Source organism: Aquabacterium commune (assembly GCF_004362855.1).
GTDB lineage: Bacteria > Pseudomonadota > Gammaproteobacteria > Burkholderiales > Burkholderiaceae_C > Aquabacterium > Aquabacterium commune.
This window is the reverse complement of the sequence record NZ_SNXW01000005.1, coordinates 96,099-118,428: the sequence shown is the minus strand read 5'-3', so window position 1 is coordinate 118,428 and position 22,330 is coordinate 96,099. Positions and strand designations below refer to the sequence as shown.

General features: G+C 67.8%; 20 protein-coding genes. 12 read left to right on the top strand and 8 right to left on the bottom strand.

What is annotated here, in order from left to right:
• Positions 1 to 56 precede the first annotated feature (56 nt).
• Positions 57 to 2,072, bottom strand: coding sequence for a monovalent cation:proton antiporter family protein (locus EV672_RS10265; protein WP_133608884.1), 2,016 nt, complete (start codon positions 2,070 to 2,072; stop codon positions 57 to 59).
• Positions 2,073 to 2,164: 92 nt separating this feature from the next.
• On the opposite strand from EV672_RS10265, the gene EV672_RS10260 reads away from it, so the two are divergent.
• The 3 genes from EV672_RS10260 to lptC are packed head-to-tail and all read left to right on the top strand — an operon-like array spanning position 2,165 to position 4,442.
• Positions 2,165 to 3,148 (top strand): KpsF/GutQ family sugar-phosphate isomerase, encoded by a 984-nt coding sequence (locus EV672_RS10260; protein WP_133608882.1) that lies wholly within the window; start codon positions 2,165 to 2,167, stop codon positions 3,146 to 3,148.
• Positions 3,148 to 3,762, top strand: coding sequence for a KdsC family phosphatase (locus tag EV672_RS10255; protein WP_133608880.1), 615 nt, complete (start codon positions 3,148 to 3,150; stop codon positions 3,760 to 3,762). Before EV672_RS10260 ends, EV672_RS10255 begins: the two co-directional genes overlap by 1 nt.
• Entirely contained in the window at positions 3,759 to 4,442 is a 684-nt protein-coding gene (lptC, locus tag EV672_RS10250; RefSeq protein WP_133608878.1) for an LPS export ABC transporter periplasmic protein LptC, read from the top strand. Before EV672_RS10255 ends, lptC begins: the two co-directional genes overlap by 4 nt.
• Before the next feature lie 10 nt (positions 4,443 to 4,452).
• On the opposite strand, the gene EV672_RS10245 is transcribed toward lptC, so the two are convergent.
• Both EV672_RS10245 and rbp read right to left on the bottom strand, forming a co-directional pair.
• Positions 4,453 to 4,935, bottom strand: coding sequence for a hypothetical protein (locus EV672_RS10245; RefSeq protein ID WP_133608876.1), 483 nt, complete (start codon positions 4,933 to 4,935; stop codon positions 4,453 to 4,455).
• Between the two features lie 133 nt (positions 4,936 to 5,068).
• Complete coding sequence (gene rbp / locus EV672_RS10240) at positions 5,069 to 5,539, bottom strand: RNA-binding regulator (RefSeq protein ID WP_133608874.1); 471 nt, start codon at positions 5,537 to 5,539, stop codon at positions 5,069 to 5,071.
• Positions 5,540 to 5,810: 271 nt separating this feature from the next.
• Between rbp and EV672_RS10235 the strand changes: the two genes are divergently transcribed.
• The 3 genes from EV672_RS10235 to EV672_RS10225 all read left to right on the top strand — a co-directional run bounded on the left by EV672_RS10235 (position 5,811) and on the right by EV672_RS10225 (position 8,408).
• Positions 5,811 to 6,773: a hypothetical protein gene (locus EV672_RS10235; protein ID WP_133608871.1), complete on the top strand. Its 963-nt coding sequence runs from the start codon at positions 5,811 to 5,813 to the stop codon at positions 6,771 to 6,773.
• On the top strand, positions 6,757 to 7,185 hold the full coding sequence (locus tag EV672_RS10230; RefSeq protein WP_166643532.1) for a YchJ family protein: 429 nt from the start codon (positions 6,757 to 6,759) through the stop codon (positions 7,183 to 7,185). Before EV672_RS10235 ends, EV672_RS10230 begins: the two co-directional genes overlap by 17 nt.
• A gap of 149 nt (positions 7,186 to 7,334) precedes the next feature.
• A complete protein-coding gene (locus tag EV672_RS10225; protein ID WP_133608870.1) occupies positions 7,335 to 8,408 on the top strand; it encodes a sterol desaturase family protein in 1,074 nt (357 codons plus the stop codon).
• Here the strand turns inward: EV672_RS10225 and EV672_RS10220 are convergent.
• The 4 genes from EV672_RS10220 to EV672_RS10205 all read right to left on the bottom strand — a co-directional run bounded on the left by EV672_RS10220 (position 8,377) and on the right by EV672_RS10205 (position 13,181).
• Positions 8,377 to 8,649 carry a YkgJ family cysteine cluster protein gene (locus EV672_RS10220; RefSeq protein ID WP_133608868.1) on the bottom strand — a complete coding sequence of 91 codons (273 nt, stop codon included), beginning with the start codon at positions 8,647 to 8,649 and terminating at the stop codon, positions 8,377 to 8,379. The genes EV672_RS10225 and EV672_RS10220 overlap by 32 nt on opposite strands.
• Positions 8,650 to 8,779: 130 nt before the next feature.
• The gene (locus EV672_RS10215) at positions 8,780 to 9,313 is read right to left on the bottom strand and encodes an SMI1/KNR4 family protein (protein WP_133608866.1); all 534 of its coding nucleotides are present in this window, start codon (positions 9,311 to 9,313) and stop codon (positions 8,780 to 8,782) included.
• 15 nt (positions 9,314 to 9,328) lie between these two features.
• Positions 9,329 to 11,077, bottom strand: a complete 1,749-nt coding sequence (locus tag EV672_RS10210; protein ID WP_166643531.1) for a molybdopterin-binding domain-containing protein — start codon at positions 11,075 to 11,077, stop codon at positions 9,329 to 9,331.
• Between the two features lie 22 nt (positions 11,078 to 11,099).
• Positions 11,100 to 13,181 carry a PKD domain-containing protein gene (locus tag EV672_RS10205; RefSeq protein ID WP_133608863.1) on the bottom strand — a complete coding sequence of 694 codons (2,082 nt, stop codon included), beginning with the start codon at positions 13,179 to 13,181 and terminating at the stop codon, positions 11,100 to 11,102.
• Between the two features lie 209 nt (positions 13,182 to 13,390).
• Here EV672_RS10205 and EV672_RS10200 point away from each other — a divergent pair, with 209 nt between their 5' ends.
• From EV672_RS10200 to EV672_RS10175, 6 genes are all read left to right on the top strand, one after another.
• Positions 13,391 to 15,508 carry a tRNA uridine-5-carboxymethylaminomethyl modification enzyme MnmG/GidA gene (locus EV672_RS10200; RefSeq protein ID WP_133608861.1) on the top strand — a complete coding sequence of 706 codons (2,118 nt, stop codon included), beginning with the start codon at positions 13,391 to 13,393 and terminating at the stop codon, positions 15,506 to 15,508.
• Between the two features lie 174 nt (positions 15,509 to 15,682).
• Positions 15,683 to 16,312 carry a 16S rRNA (guanine(527)-N(7))-methyltransferase RsmG gene (gene rsmG, locus EV672_RS10195; protein ID WP_279536180.1) on the top strand — a complete coding sequence of 210 codons (630 nt, stop codon included), beginning with the start codon at positions 15,683 to 15,685 and terminating at the stop codon, positions 16,310 to 16,312.
• A 1,011-nt stretch (positions 16,313 to 17,323) separates the two neighbouring features.
• A complete protein-coding gene (locus EV672_RS10190) occupies positions 17,324 to 18,109 on the top strand; it encodes a ParA family protein (protein ID WP_133608857.1) in 786 nt (261 codons plus the stop codon).
• A 53-nt stretch (positions 18,110 to 18,162) separates the two neighbouring features.
• On the top strand, positions 18,163 to 19,077 hold the full coding sequence (locus EV672_RS10185; protein ID WP_133608855.1) for a ParB/RepB/Spo0J family partition protein: 915 nt from the start codon (positions 18,163 to 18,165) through the stop codon (positions 19,075 to 19,077).
• Positions 19,078 to 19,088: 11 nt separating this feature from the next.
• Positions 19,089 to 19,901 carry a class I SAM-dependent methyltransferase gene (locus EV672_RS10180; protein WP_133608853.1) on the top strand — a complete coding sequence of 271 codons (813 nt, stop codon included), beginning with the start codon at positions 19,089 to 19,091 and terminating at the stop codon, positions 19,899 to 19,901.
• A gap of 93 nt (positions 19,902 to 19,994) precedes the next feature.
• Positions 19,995 to 20,504: a flavin reductase family protein gene (locus EV672_RS10175; protein WP_133608851.1), complete on the top strand. Its 510-nt coding sequence runs from the start codon at positions 19,995 to 19,997 to the stop codon at positions 20,502 to 20,504.
• A gap of 13 nt (positions 20,505 to 20,517) precedes the next feature.
• Here the strand turns inward: EV672_RS10175 and EV672_RS10170 are convergent, their stop codons facing one another.
• Positions 20,518 to 22,101, bottom strand: coding sequence for a hybrid sensor histidine kinase/response regulator (locus EV672_RS10170; protein ID WP_166643530.1), 1,584 nt, complete (start codon positions 22,099 to 22,101; stop codon positions 20,518 to 20,520).
• Positions 22,102 to 22,330: the final 229 nt, after the last annotated feature.

The following is a 22,330-nucleotide window of genomic DNA, read 5'->3' as shown; positions in this document are numbered from 1 at the left end:
GTTTGCCTGCAGTCCGTGACGGCAGCCAGCGGCATCAACCCGAGATCCGTGCGGATTTAACCTTTGAGCAACAGGCTTTCGGCGCGCGCCAGATCCTGCGGCCTGCCCGACAGCACCAGGGTGTCGCCAGCCTGCAGCGTCAGCCCCGGTTCGGGGATGACGACGCGCCCGCCGGCCTGGCGCACCGAGACCACGGCCACGCCCAGCGTTTCGGTGTCCAGGCTGTCGCCCAGGCGCTGTCCCAGGCAGGCCGCACCGGCCATGACGGTGACCGACTGCAGGCGCTGCAGCTCGCCCTCATCGACGCCATCGTCGTCGGCGCCGTGGAAGTAGCCGCGCAGCAGGCCGTAGCGCGCCATGCGCTGGTCCTGCACCAGGCGGATCACGCGGCGGATGGGCACGCCGACCAGCGCCAGCGTCTGCGAGGCCAGCATCAGCGAGCCCTCGATGGCTTCGGGCACGACCACGGTGGCGCCGGCGGCCTGCAGGGCGTCCAGCCGCGCGTCGTCGATGGTGCGCACGGCCACGGGCACGGCGGGCGCATGCTCGCGCACCAGGTGCAGGATCTTCTTGGCCGAGAGGGTGTCCGGGTAGGTGATGACCAGGGCCGAGGCGCGCGACAGGCCGGCCGCGACCAGGCTTTGCAGCCGGGTGGCGTCACCGAAAGAGACGTTCTGGCCCGCGGCGGCCGCTTGCTGCACGCGGTCGGGGTCGAGGTCGAGGGCGACGTAGGGGATGCCTTCTTGCTCCAGCATGCGCGCCAGGTTCTGGCCGCTGCGCCCGTAGCCGCAGATGACGACGTGGCGCTCGGTGTTGATGGCCTTGGACGCGATCTTGGTCATGGCCAGCGACTGCATCATCCAGTCGGTCGAGGACAGCCGGTTCACGATGCGGTTGCTGTACTGGATGATGAGCGGCGTGGCCAGCATGGACAGCACCATGGCCGCCAGCAGCGGGCTCTCCAGCTGCCGCGGGATGAGCTTTTCCTGCGTGGCCAGCGACAGCAGCACGAAGCCGAATTCGCCGGCTTGCGCCAGGTACAGGCCGGTGCGCAGCGCCACGCCGGTGGGCGCGCCGAACCACTTGGCCAGCGAGGTGACCAGGCCCAGCTTGAACAGCACGGGCAGCGTGGCCAGCAGCAGCACCAGGCCCCAGCTGTCAACCAGGCTGCGCCAATCGAGCTTCATGCCGATGGTGATGAAGAACAGGCCCAGCAGCACGTCGTGGAAGGGGCGGATGTCGGTCTCCACCTGGTGCTTGTAGTCGGTCTCGGCGATCAGCATGCCGGCCACGAACGCACCGAGGGCCAGCGACAGGCCGAAGTGCTCGGTCAACCAGGCCAGACCGAGGGTGACCAACAGGATGTTGAGCATGAAGAGCTCTTCGCTCTTGCGCCGCGCCACCAGGTCCAGCCACAGGTGCATCACCCGCTGCCCGCCGGCCAGCAGGATCACCAGCAGCGCGCCGGCCTTCAGGCTGGCCACCAGCAGGGTGCGCGTCATCTCGGAGGCGCTGTCGCCCAAGGCCGGGATCAGCACCAGCAGCGGCACCACGGCCAAGTCCTGGAACAGCAAGATGCCCATGACGCGGCGGCCGTGCTCGGACTCCAGCTCCAGCCGGTCGGCCATCATTTTCACCACGATGGCGGTGGAGCTCATGGCCAGGGCGCCGCCCAAAGCCACCGCGCTCTGCCAGTGCAGACCCCAGCCCAGCAGGCCGTGCTCGTGGCCCAACCAGGCCATCGCCCCGCCCAGCGCCAGGTGGCCCAGCAGCGTGGCCAGGATGGTCAGGCTCACCTGTCCCAGGCCCAGCCCGAACACCAGCGAGCGCATGCTTTTCAGCTTGGGCAGGTTGAATTCCAGCCCGATGACGAACATCAGGAAGACGACGCCGAACTCGGCCAGGTAGCGCACGCCGGCCGAATCCTTGGCCAGCGCCAGCGCGTTCGGGCCGATCACCACGCCCACGGCGAGGTAACCCAGCATGGGCGGCAGCTTCAACAGGCGGCACAGCACCACGCCGACGACGGCCGCGAGCAGATACAGGAGGGTCAGGTCGAGCGTGGAGGCCATGTTGTCCCTAGAATCACCCGATCCTAACTGCCTCGGTGGCGGCGCAGGGCAGCCGCCCGACAGCCATCCCTGAAATCTTGTACGCCACCCCCATGACGCCTGACGTTCTGCTCGACCTGGCCCGCCAGGCCCTGGACACCGAAGCCCGCGCCCTGCACGAGCTGCGCGCCCGCCTCGATGGCGAGGCCGGTGTGGCCTTCACGCGCGCCGTCCAGGCGGTGCTGGCCTGCAAGGGTCGCGTCGCCGTGATGGGCATGGGCAAGAGCGGCCACGTCGGGCGCAAGATCGCCGCCACGCTGGCCTCCACCGGCACGCCCGCGCTCTTCGTGCACCCGGCCGAGGCCCACCACGGCGACCTCGGCATGGTCCAGCCCGGTGACGTCGTGCTGGCGATTTCCAACTCCGGCGAAAGCGAAGAGCTCACCGGCCTGCTGCCCGTGCTCAAGCGCCAGGGCGTGACCCTGATCGCCATGACCGGCAAGCCCACGTCGGCGCTGGCCCGCCACGCCGACATCGTCCTCGACAGCGCGGTCGCCCAGGAGGCCTGCCCGCTCAACCTCGCGCCCACCGCCAGCACCACCACGCAGATGGCGCTGGGCGATGCGCTGGCCGTCGTGCTGCTCGACGCCCGTGGCTTCAAGGCCGAAGACTTCGCGCGCTCCCACCCGGGCGGCTCGCTGGGCCGCAAGCTGCTGACCCACCTGCGCGACGTGATGCGCTCGGGCGACGCCGTGCCGCGCGTGGCGTCCGAGGCGGGCTTTGGCGAAGTGATGTCCGAAATGAGCCGCAAGGGCCTGGGCGCCACCGCCGTGGTCGATGCGACCGGCGCGCTGCTGGGCGTCTTCACCGACGGCGACCTGCGCCGCAAGATCGAAGCCGGCACCGACCTGCGCAGCCTCAGCGCGCGCGAACTCATGACGCCTGCACCGCGCACCATCCGCGACGACGTGCTCGCCGCCGAGGCCGTGGCCCTGATGGAAACCCACCGCATCAACACCCTGCTGGTGACCGACGCCGCCGGCCTGCTGGTGGGCGCCGTCAGCACCAACGACCTGATGCGCGCCAAGGTGATCTGATGCGCAGCCTCACCCCCTCTTTGCAGTTCCCCGCGGCCCTGCGCCACCACGCCCAGGGCATCCGCGCGGCCATCTTCGACGTCGATGGCGTGCTCACCGATGGCACCCTGTTCATCAGCGAAGCCGGCGAAACGCTCAAGGCCTTCCACGCGCTGGATGGCCATGGCTTGAAACTGCTGGCGCAAGGCGGCATCACGCCCATCGTCATCACCGGGCGCGACTCGCCCGCGGTGCGCCGCCGCCTGAAAGATCTGGGCGTGGCGCACGCCGTTTTTGGCGCGCACGACAAGCTCGCGGCGGCCGAACCCCTGCTGGCGCAACTGGGCCTGACGTGGCCGCAACTCGCCGTGATGGGCGACGACTGGCCCGACCTGCCCCTGCTGGTGCGCGCCGGCCTGGCCGTGGCGCCGGCCAACGCGCACGCCGAGGTCAAGGCCGTGGCCCACCACGTCAGCCAGCTCCAGGGCGGGCAGGGTGCCGCCCGCGAGTGCTGCGACCTGCTGCTGTGGGCCACCGGCCGCTACGAAGCCTTGCTGCACGGGCATCTGCAGACCCTGGACACCAACGTGGCCGCACCCGCCGCGTCCTCTGCACCCGGAGCCCCATCCGCATGAGCCAAGCCCCTTTGAGCCGTGGCCCCTTCAACCGAGGCCCTGATTGGCTGGCCCGCCTGCAGACCGCGCTGCCCGTGGTGGTGGCCGCGGGGCTGGCCGGCTTCAGTTGGTGGTTGGTGTCGTCTTCGCCAGCGCCACGCCAGGCAGCGACCGCGGCCAAGGCCGACGACCGGCCCGACTACATCCTCAGCCGCGCCCGCATCGCGCGCTTCGACGGCAACGGTCGGCTGGAGGCCGTGCTCGACGGCGACACCATGCGCCACCGGCCGGTGAGCAAGGCCATGGAGGTCGATGCCATGGTGCTGTCGGCCCGCCACGCAGACGGCCGCAGCGTGCACGCCACGGCGCAGCAAGGCGAATGGGTGGAGCCGACCGGTGTGGTCACGCTCAGCGGTGGCGCGGATGTGCGCCTGATGCCCGCACCGACACCGGGAGTGGGCAGCGCGGGTGCTGCGGTCGCTGGCGATGCCGGCACGGGCCTGCGCAGCGGCACCACGCGCGTGGTGGGCGAAGGCCTGCGCCTGGACACCCATGCGCACGTGCTCAGCTCCACCTTGCCCGTGACCATGACGCGCGACCACAGCGAGGTCCGTGCGCAAACTCTGCAGCACGACGATGTGGCCGGCCTCACCCTGCTGGGTGGCCGGGTGCACGGCCGCCTGGACGGTCAGCCGCGCTGATCAGGCCCGGTCAGTCGTGACCGTGGCCGTGACCTCGGCCCTTGCCGCGACCATGGCCGCGTTCGTCCCGGTCTCCGCGGCCACCGCGGTCGTCATCGCGCCAGCCATTGCGGTCGTGGTCATGGTCATCGTGGTCGTAGCGCTCACCGCGCGGCGGCTGCGCATCGCGCACGAAGTACACCGGCTGGCCGCAGGCGCTGTACTGGCCGCAGTAGCGCGACCAGTTCTTCGAGTGGCCGGGCGGCACGCGCATGTAGATGGGGCGCTGGCGTGCACCGTACGGCGACTGCTGGATGATGACCGGCTGCGGATAGAGCAGCACGGGCGGCTGCTCGCCGATGTCCACGCGGCCGTAGAAGCCGGGCTGGTTCACGCTCACGCTCACGCCGACGTTGGTGGCCGCCTGCGCCGCAGACATCGCGCTGAAAAGGCCTGTCAGGCCCAGCGCAGCCAGGGCGGCCAGGCGGGGCAGTGTGTTTTTGTGGATCGACATGGTGAGGTCCTGCGTGTGGTTGCAAGGGTGATTGTGACCCTTTAACGCAGCCACCAAAGCAAAAGGCGACACCATCGGGTGTCGCCTCCGTGAAGATGTGCAAGCGAGTGATTCAGGCTTGCATCATCTGGGATCAGTAGCCGCCGCGGCCGTAGCCACCGCCGCCGTCGCCACGGCCACCGCCGTAACCACCGCCGCCACCTTCGCGACGGCCACCGCCGCCGCCGCCACCACCGTAGCCGCCACCGCCGCCTTCACGGCGACCACCGCCGCCAGCGCCACCGTAGCCGCCGCCACCATTGCCGCCACCGCCGTTGCCACCACCGTAGGGGCTGCGGAAGCCAGCAGGACGCTCTTCGCGGGGACGTGCTTCGTTCACGACGATCGCACGGCCGGCCACGGGCTGACCGTTCAGGCCGTTGATGGCCGATTGTGCTTCGGCATCAGAGCCCATTTCGACGAAGCCGAAACCCTTGGAGCGGCCAGTCTCGCGGTCCATCATGACCTTGGCCGAGGAAACTGCGCCAAATTCGGAGAAAGCGTCTTGCAGATCCTGATCGCGCACGCTGTAGGCCAGGTTGCCCACGTAAAGTTTGTTGCCCACGAGAGAGCCCCTTTCAAAGTAACAAAGTAACCATGTGGAGCTTCAACCCATCAGGACCCATTCCAAAGACGGTGCCGCTTCCAGACACAGACCGGATCATTATGTGTGAAGCCTGCGCCTTCGACCAGCGTTTTGCACCCAAATTTTTGAATGGATGTCAACCATTGATGCGCATGTGGCGGCCTGTCTGCAGGTTTTTCTAGGGGCTAGCCCCTATGATCGGACCGCATTCAGCCCCTTCGCACCTCGCCCCACCCCTTTTTTGAGCGACATGCCCACTCCGCCCGAACCTTTTGCGTCCTTGGTGGCCTCGCGCCGCCGCTTTGACTGGTGGCAGGCCCTGGTGCGTGTGCTCTCCAGCATCGAGGCGGTCCGCGATGGCCACGCCCTGTACGTGCTGCTGGCCTCGTTCTGTGGCGCGGGTTTGGCGACGGCGTCGGCGATGGCCTCCTTCGGACGCGAGGACGTGCCCTGGGCGATCGGGCAGGGCGCGGCGGCCTTGTTCATCGCGTTTTACGGTGCCAACGCGGCCGGCCTGCTGTTGATGGACCGGGCCATGGGCCGCGCGCCCCGCGATGTGGCCGACGCCGTGCGCGACGCCTTGGGCATCGCGCACCGGGTGCTGCTGGCCCTGGCGATGATGCTGGTGCTGGCGGCGGCCCTGGCGGGTGGCTTGCTGGGGCTGTACTGGTTGAGCGGCCTGCCGCGCATCGGCCCCTGGTTGTTCGTGCTGGTGGTGCCGGCCACAGTGCTGATCATCGGGCTGACGGTGCTGGCGGGCGTGGTGGTGGTGGCGCCCTTGACCGGGCCGACCGTCTGGGCGGGGGCCTCGTCCGTGCAGGCGGTGGCGACCATCGGGCGGCTCATCCGCGACCGTTTGCTGCAGGCCGCTGTGCTGGTGGGCGGCTTGAGCCTGGCCACCGGTCTGGTCGGTGCGGCGGCCAGTGCCATGGTGCTACTGGGCGGTCGGGTCATGGCCGAGGCCTCGGTGTTCGTGCTGGGTGTGGACATCCCTCCCGAGGCCCTGATGGCGGGCCTGCTGGGCCGCACCGTGCAGATCACCCAGGGCGCGGTGGTGCCGGCCAAAGCGCTGAGCTACATCTCGGCGGCCACGGTGGGTGGCGGCATGGTGTTCGCGCTGGCGCTGGTGATGCCCACGCTGGTCTATCTGCGCGGCGTGTGCGAGGTCTATCTGGCCTTGCGCGCCGCTGACGCCGATGCCGACGCCCAGTGACGCGTGCCCTTGCGGGCGCGAGGTGCGGGGCGCCAGCGGTGGCGTGGCGCGCTATGCCGATTGCTGTGGGCGCTTCCACGCCGGCCCCTTGCACTTGCAGGCGCCTGACCCGGAGGCGCTCATGCGCTCGCGCTACAGCGCGTTCGTGCTCGACCTGCGCGATTACCTGATGGCAACCTGGCACCCCGACCACCGTCCTGCGCTCATCGAGCCGCCCGAGCCGGGCTTGCGCTGGCTGGGCCTGCAAATCACGGCCACCAGGATGACGGTGCCGGACCGCGGCGAGGTGAGCTTCGTGGCGCGCAGCAAGCTGGGCGGCCGGGCGCACCGCCTGGTCGAGCGCAGTGGCTTCGTGCGCGAGGGTGGTCGCTGGTTCTACACCTGCGCCCTGGAGGGCGCCGCCGAAGCCTGATCGCTGGGGGGCTGATCCAGCGCAAGCCGCTCGCCCCCTGATTCGCGGGGTTTAACGCGATCCGAAAGGGCTTCCCCTGGCGACAAGATGCGTGCTTGTCTTTAAGGTGCAGGCGTTGTCCAAGCTGCCTGCCCGGCAAAGAGCCTGCCATGATCGAGAAGTTGAACGTCATCCAGACCATGATGGCCCTGCTGGGCGCCTCGGCGGTCGCCATCACGGCGCTTGAGGGGGTGTTGATTGGCCGCTTGGCAAAGCGCGATCAAGGCCAAGCGTCCGAGCGCCAGCCCTACGACTGGTCTGCCTTCTGGGTCACGGTGCGCATCAACATGTGGCGCGTGTTGGTGGAGGCCATTCCCATGGGCGTGGTGCTGGGCGCCTCGCTGCCTTTCGGGCAGTGGATGTACGAGCAGCGTCTGTGGACGGTGCCCATGGACGCCTGGTGGGGCTGGGCGGCCATGTTCTTGTGCACCGAGTTTTTCTATTACTGGATGCACCGTGCCGGCCACCGCGTGCGCTGGTACTGGGCCTCGCACCAGGTGCACCACTCGGGCAACCAGTACAACCTGGCGGCGGCGTTCCGTCAGTCCATCACTGGCAAGGTCACGGGCGGCTTCGTGTTCTTCGCGCCGCAGTGCCTGTTGGGCTTTTCGCCAGATGCGGTCCTGATTTCCTACGGCCTGAACCTGGTCTATCAGTTCTGGATCCACACCGACCTGGTGCCCAAGCTGGGCTGGATGGAGGGCGTCTTCAACACGCCCTCGGCGCACCGCGTGCACCACGCCGCCAACGTCGAGTACCTGGATTGCAACTACGGCGGCACCATCATGTTGTTCGACCGGCTCTTCGGCACCTACGTCGAAGAGCAGGACGGCGTGCCCATCCGCTATGGCCTTGTCAAGCCGCAAACCTCGCGCAACGCGCTGTGGGTGTGCCTGGCGGAGTGGGCGGCGATCGGGCGGGACCTGCTCAAGGTGCGCAACCCCCTGCATGCGCTGGGCTACCTGTTCGGGCCACCGGGCTGGGCGCCGCATGGCCGCGGCCTGACCACGGAAGGCCTGCGTCAGGCCATGACCGGGCTCACGGGGCAGCCTGCGGGTGTGCCGCCGGAGTGGTTGTTGGAGGGGCAGCCCGCGCCCGTGGGCGAGGCGGCTGTCGCGCCCGCCGCGGCGGGGTCGCCGCAGTCCATGGCTTTCACCGCGGGGGCGCAGGCTCGGCGCGTGTGAGGTCTTCGAGCCGGCCCAACCAGCGCAGCGCTTGCTCGCGGTTGTTGCCGCACATCTCTTCGCTGGGTTGCAGGGAGCCACACACCGCAGGCCTTTCCGGCTGGCCGAAAATCCGGCAGCGCAAGGCTTCGTCCAGATGGGGGCAGGGCACGCCCGCAGGTTTGCCGTGAGGCAGGCCTGGCAGGGGCGATGAGATCGAGGGCGCGATGCAGCAGGCCGCGCAGCCGGGTCGGCAGTCCATGCCGCGCATTGTGGCGCGACTGGCGCAAGTTGGGGTCCCTGATTGGATGTGGCGCGATGACAGCGTTGGGTTCAATTTAGCGAGGGCAGATGACAGGCGGTGGCATCCCTGGCGACACCAGGGATTTGATTCACCCAGGGCCGTCTGACATGTCACCAGCCAAATCGGCGGCTGCATTGTCAAACAACGATGTCAGCGAGTCGGCGACGCACTCACGTGCCTCGTGGGCCGATGACACCGCAATGATTTGGTGGAGATGGCCGCCTGGCGCGGGTTGGCCGTCGACGCACAGCAGGTCACCGAGCCCTGACACGGCCAGTGGCCACCAGTGTTCATTCCACCAGTCCATTCGCACGGAGGCATCTGGTGCGCCACACGATTCATGGGTGTGGCGCATGTCTGCCATGTCGGGTTGCGCCATGGTGGTTTGCCACACCTGCCATTCGCGCAAGGCTTCTTGCATGCTCAACCAGCGGTACTCGTCCAGGAAAAGGGGTTGGCCCGCGGGGTGCTGCCCATCGTGTTGTTGGTAGATGTCCAGCAGGAATGGGGGCAGTGGGTGACCCAGTGCGTGCTGAGCCTGCTCAAGCACTTTGGGGTCGACGGCCTTCCGCAGCGCCAGGCCGGTCTCCTGACGGAAGGTCTGCCAAATGGAAGAGGTCATGGCGATGCGCGTTGCTCAATCGAGCAGGAAGTAGTGGACGACGGTGTCTGCGGCGAGCTCACCTTCGCCCGCCTCAATCAGGCAGATGGCCTCGGCCTCGTTGAGCCGGGCCACCTGGAACTCCTCGGTGGGCAGCACGCGCACCCCTGTGCGGCCATCTGGCAGTGGGTCGACCTGAGCCATTTGCAGCCCGTGGCGCTTGGGGTCGCGCGGCGCGGGCCCCACCAGCACCCCGGTGAACCAGGGGGTGATGTGCCTGCGCCAGCGTTCTTCGAAGGCCCCGCGCGCAAAGTGTTTGACGGCTTCAGGCGCAGGCATGAGGTCGAGGTAGACGGCGCGGCTTCCCTCGATGACGTACACCCGGCCATCTTCTGTGGGCGTGTAGATGTCTGGTAACGTTGCCTGGGGCGGGATGGTCGCAGAGGCGTTGGGGCTGCCCGGGTAATCTGGACTATCGATGAGGGGGAAGTCACCCACGCCGCACAAGGCCCTCAGCGTTGGCCGCACCAACAGGTGCAGCGCGATGAGCACAGACAGGGGCGAGGTGCATCCCTCCATCACCTGGGCAAAGTTCAGCGGCTTGTCGGACACCGGCAAGGCCTCGTCTGGGTGGACGCGCCGGTGGCTGGTGACGCGCTCGCATGACTTGATGAGACCGGCATGCAGCGGGTAGGAGTCCAGCCCGCCGCTGCCATCTTCGCCTTCGTCCGGGTAGATGTACTCTGGCAGGAAGCCGCCGCCGCCGCTCACGTACACGAGGCCATGCGTTCTGGGCGGGTAGTCCACGGCGCGGATGCCTGCACCGTGGATGACCGTGAAGTCAAAGCGTTCTCTGAAGGCTTGAACCTCCCTCGCACATGCGTCGCCCAGCCCTTCGGTTTGGTCCAAGGTGACGGTGCCGATTTCTTCTGGCGCGAACCCCCACTGGGTGAGGGTGCCGACGATGAGCGGCGTCATGCCATCGGGCAACCAGCCTGTCGGGGCTTCGTGGTCAGGGCTGCGCACCTCTGCATGGATGGTCAGCACGGCCACGCGTGGTTTGTGGAACACCTTGACGGTGCTGACGCCGCTGCAGCCCAGCATGGCCAGCTCTTTGGGCCCCAGGGGCTGGCCACGCTTGAGCAAGGGGGCGCCTGCCGCCAGGTGTGCTCCGCGGCCAATGACGTCGTGCCCTGCCGGTGGCGGGGCGATGACCCGCTCGGCGCGCTTCTCCCGCAGCTTGGTGCCCCGGAAGAAGGGCGACATGGCATGCAGGACGGCGTCGGTGTCAAAGGGCATGGGCCGCAGGGCCTCTACTTTGACAGCCAAGCGCTTCGGGGTGTTGGGCAGCGGCAACCAGTGGCTCAGGCCGAACCCTGGCCAATGCCAGTTGCTGCCCCAAGTGTCGATGATGGTTTCTTCGACCTTGAGGGCCTTGCCCTGGCTGGCCTGCTGCCACTGGGTTGTGCAGATGGCGTAACCGCTCACCTTGGCCAGGGGCCAGTTGGGCACGGGCAGGCGGGTGCAGACGTCCTCGGCCAGGACGTGGCCGAGGGCCTGGTGGAGACTCACTTCCGAGATGCCCGGGACACGACCGATGCTGACTGGGCGGAACAACAAGCGGTCAGCGTGCTCGCCCGTCTCGCGGACGCGGTGGTGCTCTGCTGTTTGCAGCAAGGCATGGTCTGTGGCGTAGTACTGCGCGCGAAGGAACAGGCCAATCGGGGGCACGAATGCCCCCTGCGAAATCACGCGGTGCAGCAGGTCTTTGGCGTGGTTTGACATGGATTTGTCGTGTTGCTGCAGGTCAGTAGGCGATCCAGTATTGATCATTGAAATCTGAGTCGTACCCTTTCAGATTGGGCTTGAGATTCAAGTTCAATGTGCTCTGATCTGGTTCATAGGCTTGGTCCGGAAGAAACCCGTCAGGCACGTTGGGAGGGGGTACGCGGGTGACCATTCGCCGATGGTCAAAAGGATCAATCAGCCGCTCCTTGCGGAGGAATGCGCCCAACTTGGCCCCAGCACTGCGGTTGTCGGCGCGGCTGATGTACTTCACGCTGGCTTCACCATAGGTGCGCGGCAAGGCCGCCCCCTCGCGCGACGAAGCGAAGGGGTACTCATCGCAGTCGCAAGGCGTCAGCGCTTCGACGGTGTCGGGGTCTGAGAAATCAGGGCAGGTGCTGGGCTTGGGCGGCTGGCTGGGCAAGGCCGAGCACAGCTTCTGGGCTTTGGCTCGGTTGGCCTTGATCAGGCTGGTGACCCGCAGGCGCTGCAAGCCGGTGGAGGGCTCGAAGCTGCGCTCCGCAATGGCGCGGCTGCCTGCGCGCAAACCGGTGTACTGGCCTGGCAAGGCCGGGTTGGCAGCGATGGCTTCGCGGATGTGGGCTTCACTTTGCGGGTTGTTGAGCACCAGCACCGCCGAGGCTTGGGGGAAGACGCAGCCGGACTCCTGGCCCCAGACCTGACCGACGTCGCAGCGCAGCGTCACCTGCTCCAGGTTGTCGATGATGACGCGTCCCTCGTCGGTCGGCGTGGTGCCGTCTGCGCTGAAGTAGAGCTTGAGTTCAAACCGGAACTCTGCGATTTTCTTGCTGGTGTCCCAACTGAAGGGGATGCTGAATTCCTTCGTGGACTGAACGCCATCGCTCAGTGTGAAGTCTTGCGTGGTGTTGCAGTTCACGGCAAGAGGGTTGTTGATGTTGGAGGTGGGGGTGCACTTGAGCACCGCGCGCACTTTCAGCGCTGGCACGGGAACCTCTTCCGCCGGTGGGCTGAGTGTTTTGACGTAGTCGTAGCGGAGCTGGAGGCTCATGCGCTTGGACAGCCTGTTGGATGCGCCATGGATGGACCATTGGTGCTTGAGGTCAAAGTAGCCTGTTTTCGGCAAGCGGTTGGTGTCCAGCACCAAGGTGGAGCGTTCGTTTTCTTCACGCTGCGAGCAGGCCACGTGTCGGCTGTGCAGTTGGGTCAGGTAGGACGGAGATTCGTTGGGGTTCAAGGGGCGGAAATCCGAATCTCGCGAGCATGCCGCCTCTGTCGTGCCTGGCAGTTGGCTCCATTTGGGATTGCTGGCCAACGCGGCGAATTGCCCACCAACACTGGCCGCATCCACAGCACCCAACATGAGCGCGCCGGGATGGGTGACAGAGATGTTGACGGTCCCGCCCTTGATGGCCTGCGTGGGTATGCCCACCCAGTTGCCACTTGTGCCGATCGCCGCCGTGGCTGACGTTGCCGATGTCATCGGTGCGGCGCGGGGGGGCGTGGCGGTGAACAAGGCCAGCACCTTGCCTGGAGGTAAGTCGGGCACTGCAGGCAAGCTGACATCCATGGGCTGGGTCAGGGAGGCGCCGCCCAGGTCGACAACAAGTGCCTCGCCCAAGGGTGTGAAGCCAGCTGGCAAGCTGTAGTTGTTTGGTGAGTCGGCTTGGATGCTGACGGTGGCGTCGCCTGAGAGCGCGTTTGCTGGAATGTCGATGCTCGCACCATTCGGCAGGGCGACGATGGCGCCAGCGTCAGCCTTCACGGCGGTGGTGCTGGTGCCATTGGCGTGAACGGTGATGGTGGTGATGGTTTCGTACGCAAACTCCCATTGATCGAGCACGTCGTCGCGTATGCGCAGTACCACGATGTACTCGCCTGCCTGTTGGTAGGTGTGGCTGGCTTGCGGCCCAGTGGCCTGCGTGCCGTCGCCGAAATCCCATTCGTACCTGGGGTGGTTGTCGGGGCCGGCTGCGTACTCAGGCAGCAGTTGGTTGCTGAACTCGACCGGCAGGCCCACTGTGGCATCTGTGGGGGCAATGATGTCGGCGGCGGGGTCGCAGGCGGACAGCAGGAAGGCTGCGGCAAGCGCGAGCAGCCACCGCCAGAGGGTTCTGGAGGTCATTTGGTTTCCCTGAAAAGTTTTGTGTGGCTACTTGACCGATGAAGGCCAAGTGCGCGCCGATCATAGTAGCGAGGCGGTGGTGATTTGGTGGCGGAACGATTTCTTACAGACTGCCGCAGCAGGCTTCGCACCTGTAAAATGAAAGGCTGCTCAAAAATGTGGCAACCTGACCGTTGGCGATGGTGCCGGCGGTGGCCAGTGAGGCGTGCATGCTGTATCCCCAAGAGTTTGATGTGATCGTGGTCGGTGGTGGTCACGCGGGCACCGAGGCCGCTTTGGCCGCGGCGCGCATGGGCTGCGCCACGCTGCTTCTGAGCCACAACATCGAGACGCTGGGGCAGATGAGCTGCAACCCGTCCATCGGCGGGATCGGCAAGGGCCACCTGGTCAAGGAGGTCGATGCCTTGGGTGGCGCCATGGCCGAGGCCACGGACGAGGGCGGCATTCAGTTCCGCATCCTCAATGCCAGCAAGGGCCCCGCGGTGCGGGCCACCCGCGCGCAGGCCGACCGCATCTTGTACAAGGCCGCCATCCGCCACCGCCTGGAGAACCAGCCCAACCTGTGGCTGTTCCAGCAGGCGGTCGATGACCTGATGGTGGAGGGCGATGGCGATGGCGCGCGCGTGGTGGGGGCCGTCACACAGGTGGGCATCCGCTTCCGCGGCCGAACCGTGGTGCTGACCGCGGGCACCTTCCTCGATGGCAAGGTCCACGTTGGCTTGCAGAACCACAGCGCCGGGCGCGCCGGTGACCCGCCGGCCATCACCCTGTCGGCACGCCTGAAAGAACTCAAGCTGCCGCAAGGTCGCCTGAAGACGGGCACGCCGCCGCGCATCGACGGCCGCAGCATCGACTTCTCCAAGCTGACCGAACAACCCGGGGACGGCGTGCCGCTGCTGGGTGGTTGGGGTGCACCGGGCGCGCCGCTGTCTGCGCCCACGGGCCCTCAGGTGCCGGTGTTCAGTTTCCTCGGCTCGGCCAGCCAGCACCCGCGCCAGCTGCCGTGCTGGATCACGCACACCAACCGGCGCACCCACGACATCATCCGATCGGGCTTCGACCGCAGCCCGATGTTCACCGGCGTCATCGAGGGGGTGGGGCCACGCTACTGCCCGAGCATCGAGGACAAGGTCAACCGCTTCGCCGACAAGGACTCACACCAGATCTTCCTGGAACCCGAGGGCCTGACGACGAACGAGTTCTACCCCAACGGCATCAGCACCTCGCTGCCCTTCGACATCCAGCTGGCCGCGCTGAGATCGATGCCTGGCCTGGAGAACGCTTGCGTCCTGCGGCCAGGCTATGCCATCGAGTACGACTATTTCGACCCGCGCGAGTTGAAGTCCACCTTCGAGACCCGCGCCATCGGCGGCTTGTTCTTCGCCGGCCAGATCAACGGCACCACGGGCTACGAAGAAGCGGCGGCCCAAGGCTTGTTTGCCGGGGTGAACGCTGCTTTGCAAGCGCAGGGCAAAGACCCCTTCACCCTGCGCCGCGACCAGGCCTACCTCGGCGTGCTGGTCGATGACCTGACCACCCAGGGCGTGACCGAGCCTTACCGCATGTTCACCAGCCGCGCCGAGTTCCGCCTGCAGCTGCGCGAGGACAACGCCGACCTGCGCCTGACCGAGATCGGCCGCCAGCTGGGCCTGGTGGGCGATGCCCGTTGGACCGCCTTCAACCGCAAGCGCGACGCTGTTTCACGTGAAACAGAGCGATTGCGCACGACTTGGGTGCGCCCCGCGACCTTGCTGCCGGTCGATGCCGAACGCCTGGTGGGCAAGGCCCTGGAGCGCGAGTACAAGTTGGAAGACCTGCTGCGTCGCCCGGGCGTGAGCTACGACCAGGTGGCCGAGGCCGGCAGGCTCGGTGCCGAGCGCCACGCGGCCCTGCGCGCCGAGGCCGCCAACGGGGTGGTCACGGACGATGCGGCTGTGTCACCCAAGGCGGTGGACCGTGCTTCCCTGCGCGCCGAGTTGGGCGACACCCTGGCCGATGCCGTCATCGAACAGGTCGAGATCAGCGTGAAGTACGCAGGCTACATCGACAAGCAGAACGGCGAGGTCGAGCGTGCCGCGAGCTACGAGCACCTGCGTTTGCCAGATGACCTGGATTACGCGGTCGTGTCGGCCCTGAGTTTCGAGGCCCGCCAGAAGCTGAACAAGCACCGGCCCGAGACCTTGGGCCAGGCTTCGCGCATCTCGGGCATCACGCCGGCGGCCATCTCTTTGTTGCTGATCCATCTGAAAAAGGGCCGCTTCAAGGGCTTTGCCCGTGCAGACGCGGCCGCCGGCGAGGTGGCCAGCGTCGCGTCACCGACCCTCTGAGCTTTCTTGAGCACCTGACCCAGCATGAACCGTTCATCTCAAGGCCGTCCTTCGTCCGCTCGCAAGGCGGCCCCTCGCGGTGCAGTGCATCCTGTCTCAACGGTGGTGCAACGCACCGCGGAGGGGCCCGTTCAATGGGACGAAGCGTCTTGGTTGACGGCCATCCCTCCGGTGTTGGAGGCCGTGGGGTTGAGTCTGGTGCCAGAGCAGTTGAGTCAGCTCGCGCGCTACATGGGATTGCTCAGTCACTGGAACGCGACGTACAACCTCACGGCCTTGCGCAGTGCGCCCGACATGCTCAGCCACCACCTGGCCGATTGCCTCGCCGTGTTGCGACCTTTGATGGTGCACCTGGATGATGCAGAAGCGCCGCTGAAGTTGCTGGACGTGGGCAGTGGCGGTGGCTTGCCCGGGGTGGTGCTGGCCATTTGCTGTCCGAATCTGCGCGTCAGTTGCGTGGACACGGTGGGCAAAAAGGCAGCGTTCATCCGCCAAGTGGCGGCCGAGTTGCGCTTGCCCCATCTGCGCGGTGAGCACGCCCGCGTCGAACAGCTGCCGGGCCAATACGATGTGATCACGTCCCGCGCTTTCGCCTCGCTGGACGATTTCGTTTCGCTCACCCGGCAGCAGCTCGTGCCTGGCGGGGTTTGGATGGCGATGAAGGGCAAGCTGCCCGACGATGAGATCGCCGCCTTGCCGGCCGACGTGGAGGTGTTTCACGTGGAACATCTGCAGGTGCCGGGTCTGGATGCCGAGCGCTGCCTGATCTGGATGCGCTTGAAGCCGGCACAGCAAAGCCTTTGATGGCGAGGGCCGGCCTGTTCGGCCAAGCAGCGGTCTACCCGTGGCGGCGTGGCGTCACCTGGCTTGCCTGGCTGTGCTTTGGATGAGCGTTGCCCATGGTCAGGCCGTGACGGGCGCTGATAATGGGGCAGCGCGATTTTCTGGAGGCCGCTTTGCGAATCCCTGCCAAACACCTGCTCCTGCGATCCGACTGGTGTCGTGCGCTTCGAGTCACAGCGGACGCCTCTGTGGCCATCTGCTTGGCCTTGACGGTGAACGCAGCTTGCGCGGGTGCGACAACAGCTCAGACCGATGCCCGTGTCGAGCCGCGTCGGCCGGCGCCTGTGACAGGACGGGTTGTCGCAGACGTCCCGTCCGCTGTGGTGCCGCAGGTGGTGTCCACGGCGGTGCAGGTGCCCCCGCCAGCGCACATGCCCGCCGCACCGCATGACTTGTTCGCACAGACGGGGCCAAGCCATGGTGTTTCACGTGAAACCACGGCGCCCGTCAAGGCCAAGTTGCCGCGCGAAGACATCGTCCACCGCGAAGCCGCCGGCAAAGCCCCCAAGACGCTGACCCCGCAGCGGCGGACGGCTCAGGCCGGAAACACAGCCAGACATGCCGCCGCAGTACCGTCGACCGAGCGGAGCTCACGCAAGGGCACGGGTCGTGCGACGCCGAGGCAAGCGCTTGCCACTGTGGCCCAGTCAAGCGTCCGCGGCAACATGGCCCCGCAGCCACGGTCAAAAGCCAGCCAGAGCGCGGCGCGGGCCGCCGCCACACTGCAGGGCCATGGGCCTCACCGCCGGTCCCCGATGGCCATCGCTGCGAAAGCCGCGCGTCCCGGCAAGTCCGTGTCCAGGGCCCAACGGGCGGTGAAGCCAGCGGCCAACACCGCGCACGCCGCCTCGCCTGCCAAGGCCAAAAAGCATGGCGTGGCGGCACGGTCTGCCAAGCTTGCCGCCAAGGGCGCGACCCCCGTTGCCCGTCGTCAAGGCGTCTGACGCCCGCACCCCAGGCGATAATCACCCCATGCCGCACATCTTCTGCATCGCCAACCAAAAGGGCGGGGTGGGCAAAACCACCACCACCGTCAACCTGGCGGCCGGCCTGGCCCGCGAGGGGCAGCGCGTCCTCATCGTGGACCTCGACCCGCAAGGCAACGCCACCATGGGCTCGGGCGTGGACAAGCGCACCCTGGCGCAAACCGTCTATGACGTGCTGCTGGAAGATGCCAGCATCGCCGAGGCGCGCGTGCGCAGCGACAAGGCCGGCTACGACGTGCTCGGGGCCAACCGCGAACTGGCGGGCGCCGAGGTCGAGCTGGTCAACCTGGAGCGCCGCGACCGCCGCCTGAAGACGGCCATCGAGGCGGCGGCGGCCGACTACGACTTCGTCCTCATCGACTGCCCGCCGTCCCTGAGCCTGCTCACGCTCAACGGCCTGACCTGTGCCCATGGCGTGATCGTGCCCATGCAGTGCGAGTACTTCGCGCTGGAAGGCCTCACCGACCTGGTCAACACCGTCAAGCAGGTGCACGCCAACCTCAACCGCGAGTTGCAGCTCATCGGCCTGCTGCGGGTGATGTTCGACCCGCGCATCACCCTGCAGCAGCAGGTCAGCGACCAGCTCAAGTCGCACTTCGGCGACAAGGTCTTCGACACGGTCATCCCGCGCAATGTGCGCCTGGCCGAGGCGCCCAGTTATGGCCTGCCCGGCGTGGTGTTCGATCCGTCTTCTAAGGGCGCGCAGGCTTTCGTGGCCTTCGCCCAGGAGCTGGTGCGGCGCGTGGCGCCCAGCCTGGGCGCTGCGGCTTGACCCTGCCCGAGCCCCTCTGAGAAAACCGCCGGAAAGCGCGGACAATCAAGCCCATGGCGACCAAGAAATCCAAAGGCCTCGGCATGGGCCTGGAGGCCCTGCTGGGCCCCAAAGTCAGCGACACCCCCCCAGCGAACGCAGGCCCCGACGGCGCGCCCTCGGTGCTGCGCCTCGACCGCATGCAGCCGGGCAAGTACCAGCCGCGCACGCGCATGGACGAGGGCTCGCTGTACGAGCTGGCCGAGAGCATCAAGTCCCAGGGCATCATGCAGCCCATCCTGGTGCGCCCGGTGGGTGACCCGGCCGAGGGGCGCTACGAGATCATCGCCGGCGAGCGACGCTCCCGCGCGGCCAAGCTGGCGGGCCTCACCGAGGTGCCGGTGCTGGTCAAGGACGTGCCCGATGAAGCCGCCGCGGCCATGGCCCTCATCGAGAACATCCAGCGCGAGGACCTCAACCCGCTGGAAGAAGCGCAAGGCCTGCAGCGCCTGACCGCCGAGTTCGGCCTCACGCACGAGCAAGCCGCGCAGGCCGTGGGCCGCTCGCGCAGCGCCGCGTCCAACCTGCTGCGCCTGCTCCACCTGGCCGAGCCGGTGCAGGGCATGCTGATGGCCGGTGACATCGACATGGGCCACGCCCGCGCGCTGCTGCCGCTGGACAAGGCCGTGCAGATCACGACGGCCAACGAGGTGGCGGCCAAAAAGCTCAATGTGCGCGAGACCGAAAAGCTCGTCGCCAAGGTGCAGGGCGTGGGCCGCCAGGCACCGCTGCTGCGCGTCAAGGGCGAGAAATCGCGCGACGTGCTGCGCCTGGAGGAGCAGCTCTCTGACTTGCTCACCGCGCAAGTGGGCATTCACATCAAGCGCAAGACCAAGCGCGGCGAGCAGGGCGAGGTCACCATCCAGTTCGGCAGCCTCGACGAGCTCAATGGCCTGATCGACAAGCTGCGCGGCGGCCCCGAGGCCTGAGGCTGCGGCCCATGCTCGCCCGCCTGCTGACCTGGCCCCTGCCGGCCGCGGCGACCTGGGCATTGGCCTGGGCGCTGGCGCTGGCCTTGCGTTCGGCAGATGCCCCCGTGTGGGTGGCACTCGGCCTGCCCACCGCCCTGGGGGCCCTGGCGGCCTTGCTGCCCTGGGTGGCCACCACGGCCTGGCGCCGGGTCTTCGTGGCCGGGGGCTTCCCGCTGAGCGTGCTGGCGCAATCGCTCCAAACAGGCCTCCAGGGTGGTTTCCAAGGGGGGGCGACAGGACAAGGCATCGGCGGCGGCCTGCCGTCCTGGCTCTGGCTGGCCCCGCTGGCCTTGCTGCTGCTGGCTTACCCGCGCCGCGCCTGGCGCGACGCCCCGGTCTTTCCCACCCCGCGCGGCGCCTTGGCCGATCTGCCCGCCCACATCCGCCTGACCGATGGCGCCCGCGTGCTGGACGCCGGCTGTGGCATGGGCGACGGCCTCATCGCCCTGCATGCCGCCTTGCACGCCACCTGGCCGAACGCCCGGCTGGAAGGGGTGGAGTGGAGCGCCCTGTGGCGCTGGGTGTCGGCCTGGCGCTGTCCCTGGGCCCGCGTGCGACGTGGCGACATGTGGGCCGACGACTGGTCGGCGTTCGACCTCGTTTACCTGTTCCAGCGCCCCGAGACCATGCCCCGTGCCATGGCCAAGGCCGCGCAGGAGATGCGCCCGGGCAGCTGGCTGGTCAGCCTGGAGTTCGAAGCGCCGGACTGGCGCCCGCACGCCCGCATCGACCTGGCCGGCGGACGCCCCGTGTGGGTGTACCGCTTGCCGGTGCGCGCTTGAAGCGCCGCTGAACCGGCCCGCGCCAACCCTTCGGCGCACGCCCGTTCAGGGTCCACACTACACTCTCGCGTTCCACTCAGACTGCCCAAGCCGATGTCCGCACCGCCCACCGCCCCCGCCGCGCCGTTCACGCAGGAGGACTACCGCGCCGCCCTGGGCCAGTTCACCACCGGGGTGACCATCGTCACGGCGCGTGCGGCCGATGGCCGTTTGCTGGGGCTGACCGCCAACTCCTTCAACTCGGTCTCGCTGGCGCCGCCGCTGGTGCTCTGGAGCCTGTCCAGCCAGTCCAGCTCCATGCCGGGCTTCCAGGAGGCCGCGCACTACGCCATCAACGTGCTGGCGGCCGACCAGCGCCTGCTGGCCGAGCGCTTCTCACGCAAGGGCATCGACCGTTTCGAGGGCGTGGCCTGGCGCGCGGGCCTCACCGGGGCCCCGCTCATCGACGGTGCCGTGGCGGTGTTCGAGTGCCGCAACCGCAGCCAGCACGCCGAGGGCGACCACATCATTTTCGTGGGCGAGGTCGCACACTGCAGCCGCCGGGTGGGCGCGGCGCCCCTGGTTTACCACGGCGGGCGCTTCTTCACCGATTTGCCGATCTGACCGCGCTGTTCGGTCAGAGCGCGTCGCCTCGCGCGCAGCGGTCCAGCAAGGTCAGCAGCTTTCCGACGTCCAGCGGCTTGGTGAGGTACTCGACAAAGCCCCGCTGACGCGCCTCGCTGATCTGGTCTGGCATGACGTCCGCCGACAGCGCCACCCGCGGGATGGCTGCCGTGCGGGCATGCAAGGCCAGGGCGTCGGACACGTCCAGGCCGTTCATGTCGCCCAGGTGCATGTCCAGCAGCAGCAGGTCAGGCGGTTGCGACAGGGCCATCGCGATGGCCTCCTGTCCGCAGGTGGCCACGTCCAGGTGCCATTGCGGGCGCATGCGCATGACCTGGCGCAGCAGCTCCACATTCACCACGTTGTCTTCGGCGTAAAGCACCGTCAGGCCGTCGGCCATGCCGTCGTCGAGGGCGCCAAAGCCGGTGCGTGGGCGCGTGGCCAGGGCGTCGTCGTCTTGCGGGGCCTCGGCGCGTGGCAGCCAGACGCGGAAGTGTGTGCCCGCACCCTGGCGGCTGCTGACCTCGATGCGGCCGTGCATCAGCTCCACCAGGCGCTTGACGATGACCAGCCCGATGCCCGTGCCTTCGATGCTGGTGCGCTCGGCGCCCAGGCGGTTGAAAGGCTCGAAGAGGTGGGCCAGCTGGGCCTCGTTCATGCCCCGCCCGGAGTCGCTCACGGTGATGACCACCTCGCGGTCCAGGCCCATGGCCTCGACCATGAGGCGACCGCCCGGCTGGTTGTACTTGACGCCATTGGACAGCAGGTTGACCAGGATCTGGCGCAGGCGCACCGCGTCGCCGTGCACGAACAGGTCGGGCTCCGGGGGCGTGCAGACCAGGTGCAGCTGGGCGTCGCTGGCCTGGTTGCTCACCAGGGCCACGGCGGCGTCGAGCACATCGGACAGGGGCAGGGGCTCGATGGCCATGGGCAGGCTGCCGGCTTCGATGCGGGAGAGGTCCAGCACGTCGGTGAGCATGGCCAGCAGGTGGGCGCCTGCGCGCTCGATGTGGTCCACCTTGCCGCGCTGGTCCGGGTGCAGGGGGTGGCGCGGGTCCACGCGCAGCAGCTGCGCGAAGCCCAGCATGGCGTTGAGCGGGGTGCGCAGCTCGTGGCTCATGCGCGAGAGGAATTCCGTCTTGGCCTTGCTGGCGCGCTCGGCGGCGCGCGCGGAGTTCATCGCGTCCTGCATCTGCTGGCGCGCGGTGATGTCTTCCACCACGGCGATGAACTGCACCGGCTCGCCCTGTGCGTCACGCAGCACGGCGACGTTGAGCGAGGCCCACACCACCTGCCCGTCGGGGCGGACGTAGCGCTTTTCGGTGACGTAGCCCGCCGTGTGGCCGTGGACCGCCGCTTCCATGTGGGCGCGCGAGGCCGAGACGTCGTCCGGGTGGGTGATGTCCTGCACGTGCAGGCCGACCAGGTCGGTGCGGCGGCGCCCGACGATGTCGGCGAAGCGCGGGTTGGCCTCCAGGATGCGGCCGCGCAGGGAGACCCGCACCATCCCGATGCCGGCGGCCTCGAAAATCAGCTGGTAGGGTGCTTCCGCCGCATCGCGGTCGGGGGCCGGGGGGTGGGGGAAGGGTGCGGACACACCCGACGGCCCCGGGACTCCTGAGGACAAGCTCGACATGGCACTGCAAGGACAGTCACCACCCACGGGATCGGTCTTGCACAGACCTGGGCCCGCCTCCACGGCATCGACCAGGGGGTGGTGAGCCCCGGTCAACCGTCATCTGAATGTTGTGTTGGGCACCGCGTTGCACACGTCGGCCCTGGGGGGGAGCATAACGCGGGCAACGCGGATGCACCAGCGCCCTTGT